We start from the raw sequence: 14540 nt of genomic DNA, 5'->3' as shown, positions 1-14540 counted from the left end.
TTAGAGCGCCGCCCTGTCACGGCGGAGGTCGTGGGTTCGAATCCCATCCGGGTCGTTTCCTTAGAAATAAGGATTATTAATTTCATATCTGGGATCTTAGCTCAGCTGGGAGAGCATCTGCCTTACAAGCAGAGGGTCATAGGTTCGAGCCCTATAGGCCCCATTGATAACTGAATGACGGTTATCGCGTTTGCCGGTGTGGCGGAATAGGCAGACGCAAGGGACTTAAAATCCCTCGGGGGCAACCCCGTACCGGTTCAAGTCCGGTCACCGGCATAGAAGAGAGTTTGTATAATGCAGACTCTCTTTTTTTGTTTCGTAAGTCCAGAAAAAAGAGAATTTATTGAATTTCCTGTATAAAAATAGAAAATAGAATCGAATAAAAGAATATAATGGTGAAATCCATATAGAGAAAAACAATTTCTCATTCAGCCGGCTAGATGATATAATGAGGACGCATTTGTGCTGGAAACTCTGGATCCCTAAGGCAGCGAAGGCGGCCAGGACCAGGGGAAAAGGCGATGCGCAGAATACGACGACTTTGGGGAGGAAATGACAATGAAACTGAAAAATGCACTGCTGGGAATGTTTACGGCAGCTGCGCTTTTGGCAGTCTCCGGATGCCAGAAGGCGGAAGCTCCCGCTCCGGCGCAGACGGAAGCGGAGACAGCAAAGGAAACAGAGGCGGTAAAGGCAGAGGCAGAAACGGCTGCCACAGAAGCTGCTGACAAGGAGCAGGAGGAAACGACTCTGACCATTCCCATGTCTTCCTGTGTTACGACCCTGAACCGCCAGTTTGAGATCACAGAGGCTGGCTGGATCATGATGGGACCCATTTACGACGAGCTGTTTTATATGGATGTGGATGAAACCAGATATTACCTGGCAGAGTCCTACGAGGTATCTGAAGACGGCTTAAATGTAACGGTCAAGCTGAAGGATGGTCTTACCTGGCACGATGGACAGCCGATCACGGCCGATGACTTTATCTTTACTCTGGAGTGCAATCTGGATACCAACAACGGCGCAGGATTTGCCAATGTTGCCTTTGTCAATGACCAGCCGGTGAGCTATGAAAAGGTAGACGATCTGACTGTGAAGCTGACGCTGCCCCAGGCTTCCGCCTCCTATGCAGAGGCTCTCGGACATTTTACACTGATGCCAAAGCATGTATTTAATGGGGATACCCATATCGTGGGCGCTGAGGAGAATTTAAAAGGGATCGGATCCGGCCCGTACAAAGTGGCCGAATTCAGGCAGGACGAGTATTTAAAGCTGGATAAATATGAAAATTATTACGGTGGAGAGCCGTCCATCGATCATGTGATCTTTAAGATCGTTCCGGATGAGAACGCCCAGGAGGTGGCCTTTGTCAACGGAGAGGTGGATTTCCTGGAGATCTCCACTTACGATGCACTGCAAAAATATGAGGCCGATGATACGGTTACAGTGATCAAATATCCGGAAGGCCGTGTCAACAACCTGGCGATCAATGCCTTCAGTCCCAAATTTGAGGACAGACGGCTGGTGGAAGCCGTTTTCCTGGCCATGGACCAGAAGGCTATCATCGAGGGCGCATATGGAAAAGGGATCGCAGAGCCGGGCAATTCCCCGCTCAGCAATGTGAACCTTTTCTATAATGCCGGCAATCCGTACTATGAGCAGGATGTGGAGAAGGCAAAGGAGATCGTAAAGGAGCTGCAGGCGGAGGGAACGACCTTAACGCTGGTGACCAATACGAACGAGGGACTGAAAAATATGGCCCTGGTGATCCAGCAGCAGCTTAAGGAGGTCGGCCTGAACCTGGAGATCACACCGCTGGAATCCTCCGGCTATATGGAAAAGATTTTCAGCGATGATACAGATTTTGATATGTACATGATGGGCTACGCAGCCGCAGGGGATCCGGACAATGTGGTGGCAGGCATGTTTGACGGCACCTGGACCCAGAACCTGTACAGCAGCGAGAGAGCAGCCCAGTTATGGAAAGACGGGCGCGGCACATCCAATATGGAAGAAAGAGCGGAGATCTATAAAGAACTGCAGAAGCAGGTTTACGAAGACCGGTCCATCTATCCGCTGGCATTCCCCAACTACGTGTTTGCAGTACGCAGCTACGTAAAGGGCGCCGATACCATCCGGACAGCTCCGATCTTTGAGGATTTCAGCAAGCTTTCCATTGAAAAGTAGCAGGAGGAAGAGAAAAATGGATATGATGACCATGGTTCAGAGGCTGACGGCTGTATACGGGATATCCGGCCGGGAGGCCGCAGTGGCGGAGGAGATCCGCAGAATGGCGGAGCCCTATGCAGATGAGATCTGGACAGACCGCCTGGGAAATCTGATCTGCCATAAAAAGGGAGAGGGACCTAAGGTAATGTTTGCGGCCCATCTGGACTCCATCGGCCTGATCGTGACCCATATCGAAAGCGCTGGCTTTCTCCGGGTCGCAAAGATCGGGGGCGTCCGGCCGGAAAAGATCCTTCACTCCCTGGTCCGGTTTGAAAACGGGACCATCGGCACCATCGCCTCCAGCGGGACGGATCTTGGGAAGCTGTCCATGGAGGATCTTTATGTGGATATCGGCGCGGAGAGCCGGGAAGAGGCGGAGAAAAAGGTGTCTGTGGGAGATGCTGCCGTTTATATGGGGCAGCCGGTACAGACAGGCACCACACTGTTTTCTCCCTATCTGGATGACCGTCTGGGGTGCGTGATCCTTTTAAAGACCATGGAGCTGGCAGCGGACAGCCCCAATGATCTGTACTTTGTTTTTACGGTCCAGGAGGAAGTGGGACTGTGCGGCGCCCATACGGCGGCCCATGGGATCGTCCCGGATTACGGGATCGCGGTGGACGTTACATGTACGGACGATGTTCCCGGAAGCAGGCATACGGTTTCCGCAGCGCTGGGAAAGGGCGCTGGGATCAAGGTGATGGACGGCTCCCTGATGTGCCATGGAGCTGTGGTGGAGCGGCTTAAGGAGCTGGCTGCCGGGCATGGGATCCCGGCCCAGCCGGATCTCATGTCCGCTGGCGGAACAGATGCAGGCCCCATGCATATTTCCCATGACGGAGTGCTGGCGGGAGGAATCTCGATCCCGTGCCGGGGGATCCATTCTCCGGTGGAGATGGCGGATCTTCGGGATGTGGACGCATGCATCCGCCTGGCTGCTGCATTCGCGTCCAGCAGGCTGGAATAGCCCGCAGCAAAACTATATATATTTTTGCAATAATTTCAAAAGAATCCATAGAAAAAATGAATTTGACTATATCATTTTATCCATGTATAATCAGTTCGGTTTTCCGGGCACTCCCGGAAGGAAAATATGGAATCACCCAGGAGGAATATAAGTGAGAAAGAAAACATTAAGCGCGCTCTTATGTACAGTGGCTGCCATGGCGGTACTGACAGGATGCGGCGGAGACAAAAAGGAAACGGCGGCTGCACCGGCAGAGGGGAACACCACTGCTGCAGTGACAGAGGCTGCCAAGACAGAAGCAGAAACCACAGCCGCAGCTCAGACAGAGGCAGGCGGAGAAAAGAACCTGGTTATGCCCAGCGCCAGCTGTGTAGCAAATCTGAATCCTCTTCTGGAGGGATATAAGGAAGCGGCAATGCTGAATCCGATCTACGATCCGCTTTATGTCATTGACGTAAATGAGACCAGATACTATCTGGCAGATTCCTATGAGGTTTCTGAAGACGGAATGCAGATCACTGTAAAATTAAAAGAGGATCTGAAGTGGCATGACGGCGAGGCCATCACAGCCGACGATATGATCTTTACCATGGACGTATGCTCCGATACCAACAACGGTGCAGGCGGGACCAATATCGTGATCCTCAACGACCAGCCGGTAAAGTATGAGAAGGTGGACGATCTGACAGTCAAGGTTACACTTCCCATGGCATCTGCATCTTACGCAGACCTTCTGGGCGGTCTGACCCTGATCCCGGAGCACGTATTTGAGGGCAACCCCAGCGTAGTATCCGCAGGGGAAGCAAATATGAAGGGGATCGGCTCCGGTCCATATAAGGTGACTGAGTTCAAGCAGGATGAGTATCTGCTTCTTGAGAAGTATGAAGATTACTACATGGGCGCTCCGTCCATCGATAAAGTGACCTTCCGCATCATCTCCGACCTTTCTGCCCAGGAAGTGGCTCTGATGAACGGGGAAGTAAACTTCATGGAGCTGGCAAACGCACCGGCAGTGGCTAAGTACGAGGCAGATCCCAACTTTACAGTTGTGAAGTATCCGGAGGGCCGCGTAAACTATCTGGCCGTAAACAAATTCTGTGAAACGGTTCAGGATCCCAAGGTAGTGGAGGCAGTGTTTGCAGCTTTAAACCGCGATGAGATCATTGCAGGCGCATATGGCGACGGAATGGCAGAGTCCGCCAATTCCATCTTCAGTAATGTAAACACCTTCTATGATCCTTCCGTAGAGGGCTATACCCAGGATGTGGAAAAGGCAAAGCAGCTGGTGAAGGAGACTGGCCTGGACAGCAAGACTCTGACTCTGTACTTCAACTCCGAGCGTGTTTACATGAAGGAGTCCGCACAGATCATCCAGCAGCAGTTAAAGAACGTGGGGATCAATCTGGAAGTGATCCCGCTGGAATCTGCCGGATTCTTTGAGAAGGTATTCGGAACCGATGGCGATTATGAGTTCTATCTGAACGGCTATGGCGCTGTGGGCGACCCGGACCAGGTGGTTGCTGGTATGTATGACGGCACATGGGGCGTAAACCTGGCTGTCAGCGACGAGGTATCCCAGTTATGGAAAGACGCGCGTACCGTTTATACACCGGAGGAGCGGGCTGCCATCTATAAGCAGATCCAGATCCAGACAAGGGATGAACTGACCTGCTATCCCATCGCTTACCCCAACTATGTGTTCGTTACGACCTCCAATATCAAGGGAGCTGACACCATCAAGAGAACTCCCGTATTTGAGGATTACACGAAATTAACAATGGAATAATTTCCGGGTCAAAACGTTATGCCGCCTTCACACTATCTGAGGGCGGCATTTTTTACCGCAGACCCTACGAAAGGAGTACATCGTGAAGAAGTTCGTTTTAAGACGTTTTGCGCAAATGATCTTTGTATGGATCCTGGTCTCCATATTTTCTTTCTCCATCGTTTACTTTGCGCCGGGCGATCCCCTTTACATCTATATGACGCCGGGCGCCACCGGTCATAAGATGACGGATGAAGAGCTGGACCGGATGAGAGAGTCCCTGGGCCTCAACGGAAATGTGGTGGAGCAGTACATGAGCTGGGCCGGAAAGGCCGCCAGGGGAAACCTGGGGATCTCCATTAATAATAAACGGCCCGTACTGGACCAGATCCTGGAAAAGCTGCCCTGCACCGCCGGGCTCATGGGCGCTTCCCTGGTCCTCTCCCTGGTCCTCGCCATTCCATTGGGCCTGATCGCCGGGACCCATAAAAATAAACTGGCGGATAATATCATAAGCGGGCTGACGTATCTGGGCATATCGGTGCCGGCCTTCTGGCTGGGGATCATGATGATCATTGTTTTCTCCATGACCTTTAAGCTCCTGCCGGGCTCCGGTATGCGGACCATCGGTGTGAATTCTGCCTGGGATGTGATCCAGCACGGGATCATGCCGGCGCTGGTGCTGAGCCTCAATAATATGGCGGTGTTTGTCCGCTATATCCGTTCCAATACAATCGTCCAGTTAGAAGAGGAATACGTCCTGACAGCCGTATCCAAGGGAGCGGGAAAAAAGAGGATCATGTACGGCCATGTGCTGAAAAACTGCATGCTTCCCGTTATCACCTCGGTGGGCTCCCGTCTGGGGACCCTGGTGACCGGTTCCTTTATCATTGAATCTGTATTTGCATGGCCGGGACTTGGTACTCTGGGAATGTCTGCCATCAACAACCGTGACTATCCGATGATCATGGGCATCACCATGTTTTCCTGCACCATGCTGCTGCTGGGAAACTTCCTGGCAGATATCCTGTACGGCTTTGCAGATCCCAGGATCAAACAGGGAAAGGAGTAAGGTATGGCGAAATTACTGACACCACTCAATCAGGCCGCCCTGAAGGCGGAGGATTTTTCAAAGATCGAACGGGAAAATAAGGAAATTTCCGTGAGCTATGACAGAGGCTTCTTCCATCATGTGAAAAAGGCCCTGGGAGAAAACAAGATCGCGGCGGTCTGCCTGGTGATCCTCTGCGTGATCATCACTGGGGCGCTCATGGCTCCTCTTTCTTCCGTTGACCCGGACTACATGGACGTTATGAATAAAATGGCCGGTCCCAGCAGGGAACACTGGTTTGGAACCGACGAGCTGGGACGGGATTCCTTTACCCGCGCCTTATACGGAAGCCGTGTGTCTCTCCTGGTGGGCTTTGCTACTATGGTGGTCTCGGTGACTGCCGGGACCTGCGTGGGCGCGGTCAGCGGATATGCCGGTGGAAAAATCGATATAATCCTGATGCGGATCGTGGATATGTTCCAGTCGGTGCCCAGCCTTCTGATGATCATTGTCATTTTCTCCTTTGTCCCCAATAACATGGTGACGCTGGTGCTGATGCTGGCCCTGTTCTCCTGGACCGGCGTGGCCAGGATCGTCCGCGCCCAGACGCTGACCTTAAAGGAGAGGGATTTTGTCATTGCGGCGAAAACCCTGGGCGTCAGCCATGTGAAGATCATTTTAAAGCATATTATCCCGAACATGACGACCCAGATCATTGTGGCGGCGTCCTTAAGCATTGCAGGAGCGATCCTGGACGAGTCGGCCTTAAGCTATCTGGGATACGGAGTGGCCCTTCCCAAGGCGTCCTGGGGAAGCATGCTCCAGAATGCCCAGCAGTACATCCTTTACGATCCCCTGCTGGCCCTGATCCCCGGAATGTTCATTCTGCTGACGGTACTTTGTTTTAATATCCTGGGAGACGCACTCCAGTATGCGCTGGATCCCCGGCTTCATAAATAGGAGGTAGAAATGGAGAAATTTCTGGAAGTAAAGAATCTGAGGGTTTCCTACCACAGCTATGCCGGAGAGGTACAGTCGGTACGGGGTGTTTCCTTTTCCATCGATGCCGGCCAGTCTGTGGCCATTGTGGGAGAATCCGGCTGCGGAAAATCCGTTACAGCCAAGACCATCATGGGTCTGATCCAGACGCCTCCCGGAGAGATCAAGGAGGGAAGCCAGATCCTGTTTGAGGGAAGGGATATCCTTTCCCAGACGCCGGAGCAGTGGCAGGAATACAGGGGAAAGGACTGCGCCATCATTTTCCAGGATGCACTGGCAGCCTTAAACCCCACCATGACCATCGGAAACCAGGTGGCAGAAAAGCTGCTGATCCATACCAGCATGTCCAGGGCAGAGGCATGGGAGGAGGCGGGACGCCTTTTAAAGCTGGTGGGGATCCCCAACCCGGAAAAGCGGATGAAGCAGTATCCCCATGAATTTTCCGGCGGCCAGCGCCAGAGGATCATGATCGCCATCGCCCTGGCCTGTCAGCCCAGGCTTCTGATCGCAGACGAGCCCACCACGGCCCTGGATGTGACGATCCAGGCGGATATCATCGATCTTTTAAAGGATATCCAGAAGGAATTCGGCATGGCGGTGATCATGATCACCCATGACCTGGGGATCGTGGCCAATATCGCAAAAAAGATCATCGTCATGTATGCAGGCAAGGTGGTGGAGACCGGCAGCAGCCAGGATATCTTTTACCGGCCCAGGCACCCGTATACAAAGGCGCTCTTACGGGCTGTGCCAAGACTGGACACCGAGGAGGAGCAGTCCCTGGAATCCATTGAGGGGACTCCGCCCAACATGATCGATCCTCCGGCGGGCTGTGCATTCAGCACCAGGTGTTCCCAGTGCATGCGGATCTGTCAGAAGTCAGAGCCTCCGATGTTTGAGTTTGAGGACGGCCATACGGCCCAGTGCTGGCTGTACCATCCCATGGCAGCGCAGGGAAACGAAGAGTAAAGGAGGGGAACCATGGAAGAAAAAGAAAAGATCCTGGAAGTCAGTCATCTGAAAAAATATTTTAAGACAGGCAGGGGGACCTTGAAGGCTGTTGACGATGTTTCGTTTTTTATCCGCAGGGGAGAGACTTTGGGGATCGTCGGCGAGTCGGGCTGCGGAAAGACCACCTGCGGCCGTACCTGCATCGGCATTCTGGGCAGGACCGACGGACATGTCCTTTATAAGGGAAAGGATGTCCACAGCCTCCGGGGAAAGGAACGGAAGGAGTTTACGAAGGAGGCCCAGATCATTTTCCAGGACCCCTATTCCTCCCTTGACCCCAAGATGAAGGTGGGAGACATCATTGCCGAGGGGCTGAAGGCCCATCATATGTGCAAGAGCCGGGAAGAGGAGCAGGCCTGGGTGAAGGAGCTTTTGGAGACCGTGGGACTCAATGCAGAGCACGCCACCAGGTACGTCCATGAATTTTCCGGCGGCCAGCGCCAGAGGATCGGGATCGCCAGGGCCCTGGCAGTGGAGCCGGAGTTCATCGTCTGCGACGAGCCGATCTCCGCTCTGGACGTGTCCATCCAGGCACAGATCGTCAATCTTCTGATCCGTCTCCAGAAGGAGAAAGGACTGACGTATCTGTTTATTGCCCATGATCTGGCCATGGTCAAGCACATCTCAGACCGGGTGGCTGTGATGTATCTGGGAAATATCGTGGAGATCACCCAGGCGTCGGCCTTATACGCCAATCCCATGCACCCATATACCCAGGCGCTGCTTTCCGCGATCCCCATCCCGGATCCGGAGGTGGAGGAAAAGAAGCAGAGGATCCGTCTGGAGGGAGAGCTCCCCAGCCCGGTGGACCCGCCGGAGGGCTGCCGGTTCATCAACCGCTGCCGGTTTGCCAGTGAACGCTGCCGGAAGGAGCGGCCGGAGCTGCTGGAAATGGAGCCGGGCCATCTGGTGGCATGCCACTGCTGTGAGGAGATGAAAAAGGGGCAGATATAGCCAGGACGGGATCTTCCGTCTTGTGAGAAATCAGAAAATATGATATGATTGCTGTCAGATAACTGTTGTTCTAAATGGAAGAAAGAAAACAGGGAGGGCAGCATGAGAAGAAGCGACAGAGAAATTACGGACATGGACAGGATCATGGAGATCGTCAGAAGGCAGAGTGTCTGCTGCGTGGCGTTCCAGGATACGCCATGTCCGTATTTAATTCCAATGAATTATGGGGCGGCCCTGGAAAACGGGCGGCTGACACTGTATTTCCATGGAGCGGCTGTGGGGACCAAGCTGGACCGGCTCAAAGCGGATCCCCATGTTTCGTTCACCATCGTGGGAGGAAGTCAGGTCTCGTTGAATTTTGAGGAGGCATGCAGGTCCACAGCCGGGTTTGACAGCGTCTGCGGGACTGGGACGGCAGAGCTCGTTCCGGCAGAGGAGAAAAGAAAAGGCCTGGCGGTGATCATGAACCATGCGGCAGAGTGCGAGGCACTGGCTGCGGGAGACGGCAGAGAGGACCAGAAAGCACTGCCGTTTTCAGAGAATTCATTTTCTGACCAGGCGGTGGAAGCGGTGACGGTGTGGAGGATCGCGGCAGCTTCCATAACGGGGAAGCATCACGACTAAAAATACAGAAAAGGAGAAAACTCATGGGAACAGAATTCAAGGATGAGATCGAGGGGCTCATCGACAAGAGAAGCCAGGCGTACACAGATATCAGCGACGCCATCTGGGGATTTGCGGAGCCCAGATTCCAGGAGCGGGAGTCCTCCAGGATCCAGCAGGAGTATTTAAGCTCCAGAGGCTTTTCCGTCCGGGCAGATCTGGCTGGAGAGGAAACTGCGTTCATAGCAGAATACGGCAGCGGGAAGCCGGTGATCGCATTTTTAGGAGAATTTGATGCTCTTTCCAGTCTCCAGCAGGAGCCGGACCAGACGGAGCACTGCCCCATCGCCGGAAAAGAAAACGGCCACGGCTGCGGTCATCATCTTCTGGGAACGGCCTCGGCAGCAGCGGCCGACGCCTTAAAAACGTATATGGAGGAGCATAAGCTGGCCGGGACCATCCGGTATTACGGCTGTCCGGCAGAGGAGAATGCCGGAGGCAAGGCGTATCTGGTACGGGACGGATATTTTGACGACTGCGATATTGCCATCACCTGGCATCCCTACACCATGAGCAAGGTCATGAAGGGCGGCTTCCACCTGGCCAATTTCCGCGCCTTCTTTACCTTCCACGGGATCTCCTCCCATGCGGCGGGAGCTCCGGAGTTAGGCCGGTCGGCCCTGGATGCGGTGGAGATCATGGACATTGGCGTCAACTATATGAGAGAGCACATGATCGATGCGGCCAGGGTCCATGGAGCCATCACCAATTCCGGCGGCATCGCCCCCAACGTGATCCCGTCGGAGGCCCAGATCCTTTATGCCATCCGCGCGCCCAAGGTGACCCAGGTACAGAAGCTGTTTGAACGCATGTGCGACATTGCCAGGGGAGCAGCTCTGATCACTGGAACCACCGTGGATATCAAACAGGTGGCCGCTTATTCGGACCTGATCAATAACGAGACTCTCAATGATCTGATCCAGGAAAATCTGGAGCGTGTGATCCCCATTGGATACACGGAGGAGGAACTGGATTATGCGAGGAAATTCCAGTCCGTGATCACTGAGCTGGATAAGGAAGGGCTTAAGGCCATCGCCGCAGATATCGGCGGCCGCGACCGGAAAAAGGAGCTTCTGGAAACGCCTCTCTGGGATTTCATCGTAGACCGGAACAGCCGGTATGGCGGAGGCGGCTCCACCGACGTGGGAGACGTGAGCTGGAAGGTACCCACGGCCCATGTGTACGTCAACTGCTATGCAGCCGGAACAGCGCTCCACTCCTGGCAGGCCACAGCCCAGGGAAAATCCTCCATTGCCCACAAGGGAATGATCGCAGCGGCCAAGGTCATGGCCAACATCGGTGCAGAGCTTCTTTTAAAGCCGGAGCTGGTGGAAAAGGCAAAAGAGGACTGGAAGGAAGAGCTCAATGGGGAGGAATATCCCAATCCCCTTCCAAAGGACCTGAAGCCGGAGATCTGGTAAGAGGAGGCATATCATATGGAAAAAGATTTTCGCGCGGAGATCGGAGCGCTTGTACAGGACAGAAAACAGGCTTATACGGCCATGAGCGACCGGATCTGGGGCTTTGCGGAGCCCAGATTCCAGGAGTATGATTCCTCCAGGCTCCAGCAGGAATATTTAAAGGCCAGGGGCTTTTCCATCCGGGCGGATCTGGCGGGAGAGGAGACGGCGTTTATTGCCGAGTATGGCAGCGGAAAGCCGGTACTGGCATTTTTAGGCGAGTTTGACGCCCTTTCCAGCCTGGAGCAGGAGGCGGACAGCACAGAACGCCGTCCGGTCCCTGGCAAGACCAACGGCCATGGCTGCGGCCACCATCTTCTTGGAACGGCGGCAGTGGCAGCAGCGGACGCTTTAAAAACTTATATGGAGTCCCATGGACTTCTGGGCACCATCCGGTATTACGGCTGTCCGGCAGAGGAAAATGCCGGCGGAAAGGCGTATCTGGTGCGGGACGGCTTTTTTAATGATTGTGATGCCGCCATTACCTGGCATCCAAGCACCACCAATAAGACCATGATGGCAGATAAATACCTGTCCAACTTCCGTGTATTTTTCACGTTTCATGGGATCTCTTCCCACGCGGCAGGCGCGCCGGAGCTGGGGCGCTCTGCTCTGGACGCGGTGGAGATCATGGACATCGGCGTCAATTACATGAGAGAGCACATGATCGACGAGGCCAGAGTCCACGGGGCCATCACCAACCCGGGAGGCATTGCTCCCAATGTGATCCCGTCGGAGGCCCAGATTCTTTATGCCATCCGTGCGCCCAAGGTGACCCAGGTGAAAAAGCTTTATGAAAGAATGTGCGATATTGCCAGGGGAGCGGCCCTGATCACTGGCACCACGGTGGATATTAAACAGGTGGCCGCCTATTCCAATGTGATCGAGAACGATACTCTGGAAGATATTATGTATGAGAACATGCGTCACTTTGTTCCCATTGGATATACGGAGGAAGAGCTGGCCTATGCGAGGCGGTTCCAGGAGGTGATCACAGAGCTGGACAAGGAGGGACTGAAGGATCTGATCTCGATCCTCAGCGGCAGGGACAAGGAAAAGAAGAGGCAGATGGAGGAAAGCCCCATGCTGGACTTTGCCCTGGAACGGCACGTTTCCTTTGGCGGAGGAGGATCCACGGACGTGGGAGATGTGAGCTGGGTAGTTCCCACGGGCAAGGTGGATATCAACTGCTATGCGGCCGGAACGGCGCTCCATTCCTGGCAGGCCGTTGCCCAGGGAAAAGCCCCGGCGGCGCATAAGGGAATGCTGACGGCGGCCAAGATCATGGCCTGTACGGGAGCAGAGCTGCTGGAGAAGCCGGAGCTTCTGGAAAGAATAAAGGAGGACTGGCTGGAAAAGCTGGACGGCGAGACGTATCCGGATCCCCTGCCAAAGGATGTGAAGCCGGAGATCTGGTAAAAAACAGGAAGGTCGGTTTTTATGGGAATGCTGTAAAACAGCTTCTGAGTAATTCTCGGGTTGTTTTTGCAGCATTCTTTTCTTGACAAGAAGAGATGGAAAGAGTATAATGAACAATGTTCATATTGAGGTGGCGGGATGAATATTGTTGTAACTTCAAAAGACGAGATCTTAAAAACAAACCGGGAGCTGATCCAGAAACAGGGCTGGTCTGCCGTCAGCATCCGTTCCGTTGCGGCGGCCTGCGGAGTATCTGTGGGTTCCATCTACAATTATTTTAAATCTAAAGAAGCGCTCATGAGCGCCACGGTGGAGAGCGTCTGGTGCGAGATCTTCCATGAGCCGGAGGACGGAAGCGTGTTTGAGGATACGCTGGCCTGTATTTCCTGGATGTACGGGCGGATGGAATATGGCCAGAGGAAATATCCTGGTTTTTTTACCCTGCACTCCCTGGGTTTTCTGGGAAATGAGAAGTCAGAGGGAAGACAGCGGATGCAGGAGACATGGAAGCATATTTCGGACGGCCTCGTTTTTGTCCTGAAGCGGGACCCCAGGGTCCGGCCGGACGCTTTTACAGAGCAGTTTCCAGCAGAGAAATTTGCAGACGTCCTGTTTTCCCTGATGCTGTCAGCGCTGCTGCGTCAGGATTATGATCCACGGGCAGTGCTGGAGATCACCCGCAGGACCCTTTACTAAGATTTCCGAAAATGGAGAATCCTGTAGATCAGGATTCTTTTTTGGACAAGAAAATGAACGACGTTCACTATGAGGAGGAAAAAGAATGCAGGCAGTTGCAGAAACTTTATTTGATGTGGTCTATCTGGTCTCCGTCATTGCTATCGGGATCCGGATGATCCGGGGCAGCAGAGGAGACCGGCAGTTCCTTTTGTTCGGCTGGATGGCCGTGGTGCTGGGAGCGGGAGATTCGTTCCATCTGGTTCCCCGGGCGCTGGCTTTATGCACCACCGGGCTGGAAAACTATACTGTCCCCCTGGGGCTTGGAAAGTGGATCACCTCCGTGACTATGACGGTCTTTTATGTGCTGCTTTACTATGTGTGGCGGCTGCGTTATAGGGTTTTGGGCAGGAACGGCCTCACGGCGGCTGTGTATGGTCTGGCAGGACTCCGGATCCTTTTATGCATGATGCCGCAGAACCGATGGCTCAGCGCAGATGCGCCGCTTTCCTGGGGGATCTACCGCAATATCCCCTTTGCCCTTCTGGGACTTCTGGTGATCGTGCTGTTTTTCGACAGCGCCAGGAAGAATGGGGACCGGGCATTCCGATGGATGTGGCTTACCATTGTGCTGAGCTTTGGCTTCTATATTCCTGTGGTACTGTGGTCCGGAACGTATCCCATGGTTGGGATGCTGATGATCCCCAAGACCTGCGCTTATGTGTGGACCGTGCTCATTGGATACTCTGCCATGAAGAAGGAATTCAGATAAAGGAGGAGAAAAATGAAACGCTATATGAATGCCGCGCTGCTGTACGCCGTTCTTGCAATGGCTGGGGGCGTATTTTACAGGGAGTTTACCAAGTTTACCGGTTTTACCGCTAAAACGACCTTGTCGGTGATCCATACTCATTATTTCATGCTGGGAATGGCAGTGTTTTTGCTGCTGCTCCTGCTGGAAAAGAATTTTTCTTTTACCGGTCCCAAAACCGGAAGGATCCTGGCAGTCTATCACACAGGGCTGAACCTGACTGTCCTGATGCTGGCGGTCCGGGGAATCCTTCAGGTCCTGGGTACACCGCTTTCTTCCAGTATTAACGCCGCCATTTCTGGTGTGGCCGGGATCGGCCATATCCTGCTGGGAACGGGGCTGGTGCTTTTATTGCTCCAGATCAGACGTTTCATGGAAAAATAAAAATAATAGTTGACAAAACGGGAATAATGTAGTAAACTCTATACCGTTGAGTGAGTGAGACAAAATCACCCAATGGGCGTCAGTAGCTCAGCTGGATAGAGCATACGGCTACGGACCGTAGTGTCGGGAGTTCGAATCTTCTCTGGCGC

Annotated in this window: 13 protein-coding genes and 3 tRNA genes; all 16 read left to right on the top strand. The window is 53.5% G+C overall.

All coding sequences use genetic code 11. The annotated features are described in order from the left end of the window. Positions 1-90: 90 nt before the first annotated feature. The 16 genes from WIH05_RS04370 to WIH05_RS04295 all read left to right on the top strand — a co-directional run bounded on the left by WIH05_RS04370 (position 91) and on the right by WIH05_RS04295 (position 14540). A tRNA-Val gene (locus WIH05_RS04370) sits at positions 91-163 on the top strand. Positions 164-192: 29 nt separating this feature from the next. After that, positions 193-276, top strand: a tRNA-Leu gene (locus tag WIH05_RS04365). Between the two features lie 282 nt (positions 277-558). After that, positions 559-2190 carry an ABC transporter substrate-binding protein gene (locus WIH05_RS04360; protein WP_022272718.1) on the top strand — a complete coding sequence of 544 codons (1632 nt, stop codon included), beginning with the start codon at positions 559-561 and terminating at the stop codon, positions 2188-2190. A gap of 16 nt (positions 2191-2206) precedes the next feature. Next, positions 2207-3199 carry a M20/M25/M40 family metallo-hydrolase gene (locus tag WIH05_RS04355; RefSeq protein WP_022272717.1) on the top strand — a complete coding sequence of 331 codons (993 nt, stop codon included), beginning with the start codon at positions 2207-2209 and terminating at the stop codon, positions 3197-3199. A gap of 151 nt (positions 3200-3350) precedes the next feature. After that, positions 3351-4985, top strand: coding sequence for an ABC transporter substrate-binding protein (locus WIH05_RS04350; RefSeq protein WP_022272716.1), 1635 nt, complete (start codon positions 3351-3353; stop codon positions 4983-4985). 82 nt (positions 4986-5067) lie between these two features. Next, complete coding sequence (locus WIH05_RS04345; protein ID WP_022272715.1) at positions 5068-6036, top strand: ABC transporter permease; 969 nt, start codon at positions 5068-5070, stop codon at positions 6034-6036. 3 nt (positions 6037-6039) lie between these two features. Continuing rightward, positions 6040-6975 (top strand): ABC transporter permease, encoded by a 936-nt coding sequence (locus WIH05_RS04340; protein ID WP_022272714.1) that lies wholly within the window; start codon positions 6040-6042, stop codon positions 6973-6975. A 9-nt stretch (positions 6976-6984) separates the two neighbouring features. After that, entirely contained in the window at positions 6985-7983 is a 999-nt protein-coding gene (locus WIH05_RS04335; protein WP_022272713.1) for an ABC transporter ATP-binding protein, read from the top strand. A gap of 12 nt (positions 7984-7995) precedes the next feature. Then, positions 7996-8979, top strand: coding sequence for an oligopeptide/dipeptide ABC transporter ATP-binding protein (locus WIH05_RS04330; RefSeq protein ID WP_022272712.1), 984 nt, complete (start codon positions 7996-7998; stop codon positions 8977-8979). A 102-nt stretch (positions 8980-9081) separates the two neighbouring features. Then, on the top strand, positions 9082-9603 hold the full coding sequence (locus tag WIH05_RS04325; protein ID WP_022272711.1) for a pyridoxamine 5'-phosphate oxidase family protein: 522 nt from the start codon (positions 9082-9084) through the stop codon (positions 9601-9603). 23 nt (positions 9604-9626) lie between these two features. Further along, complete coding sequence (locus WIH05_RS04320) at positions 9627-11063, top strand: amidohydrolase (protein WP_158358066.1); 1437 nt, start codon at positions 9627-9629, stop codon at positions 11061-11063. Between the two features lie 15 nt (positions 11064-11078). After that, positions 11079-12521 carry an amidohydrolase gene (locus WIH05_RS04315; RefSeq protein WP_337425034.1) on the top strand — a complete coding sequence of 481 codons (1443 nt, stop codon included), beginning with the start codon at positions 11079-11081 and terminating at the stop codon, positions 12519-12521. Positions 12522-12659: 138 nt separating this feature from the next. Next, the gene (locus WIH05_RS04310; protein WP_022272707.1) at positions 12660-13217 is read left to right on the top strand and encodes a TetR/AcrR family transcriptional regulator; all 558 of its coding nucleotides are present in this window, start codon (positions 12660-12662) and stop codon (positions 13215-13217) included. Between the two features lie 85 nt (positions 13218-13302). Next, positions 13303-13968 carry a hypothetical protein gene (locus WIH05_RS04305; RefSeq protein WP_022272706.1) on the top strand — a complete coding sequence of 222 codons (666 nt, stop codon included), beginning with the start codon at positions 13303-13305 and terminating at the stop codon, positions 13966-13968. Between the two features lie 12 nt (positions 13969-13980). Beyond that, entirely contained in the window at positions 13981-14391 is a 411-nt protein-coding gene (locus WIH05_RS04300) for a DUF2871 domain-containing protein (RefSeq protein WP_022272705.1), read from the top strand. A gap of 76 nt (positions 14392-14467) precedes the next feature. Then, positions 14468-14540 (top strand) — tRNA-Arg (locus tag WIH05_RS04295).

This window comes from Alitiscatomonas sp. (assembly GCF_037242085.1).
GTDB lineage: Bacteria > Bacillota > Clostridia > Lachnospirales > Lachnospiraceae > Alitiscatomonas > Alitiscatomonas aceti.
The sequence above is the reverse complement of the archived record's forward strand: the minus strand, read 5'-3'. Positions and strand labels throughout refer to the sequence as shown.

Coding starts and splice junctions, on each gene's coding strand:
- WIH05_RS04355 (WP_022272717.1), top strand. CDS start 2,207: ATGGATATGATGACCATGGTTCAGAGGCTGACGGCTGTATACGGGATA.
- WIH05_RS04310 (WP_022272707.1), top strand. CDS start 12,660: ATGAATATTGTTGTAACTTCAAAAGACGAGATCTTAAAAACAAACCGG.
- WIH05_RS04305 (WP_022272706.1), top strand. CDS start 13,303: ATGCAGGCAGTTGCAGAAACTTTATTTGATGTGGTCTATCTGGTCTCC.
- WIH05_RS04320 (WP_158358066.1), top strand. CDS start 9,627: ATGGGAACAGAATTCAAGGATGAGATCGAGGGGCTCATCGACAAGAGA.
- WIH05_RS04325 (WP_022272711.1), top strand. CDS start 9,082: ATGAGAAGAAGCGACAGAGAAATTACGGACATGGACAGGATCATGGAG.
- WIH05_RS04300 (WP_022272705.1), top strand. CDS start 13,981: ATGAAACGCTATATGAATGCCGCGCTGCTGTACGCCGTTCTTGCAATG.
- WIH05_RS04330 (WP_022272712.1), top strand. CDS start 7,996: ATGGAAGAAAAAGAAAAGATCCTGGAAGTCAGTCATCTGAAAAAATAT.
- WIH05_RS04315 (WP_337425034.1), top strand. CDS start 11,079: ATGGAAAAAGATTTTCGCGCGGAGATCGGAGCGCTTGTACAGGACAGA.
- WIH05_RS04360 (WP_022272718.1), top strand. CDS start 559: ATGAAACTGAAAAATGCACTGCTGGGAATGTTTACGGCAGCTGCGCTT.
- WIH05_RS04335 (WP_022272713.1), top strand. CDS start 6,985: ATGGAGAAATTTCTGGAAGTAAAGAATCTGAGGGTTTCCTACCACAGC.
- WIH05_RS04340 (WP_022272714.1), top strand. CDS start 6,040: ATGGCGAAATTACTGACACCACTCAATCAGGCCGCCCTGAAGGCGGAG.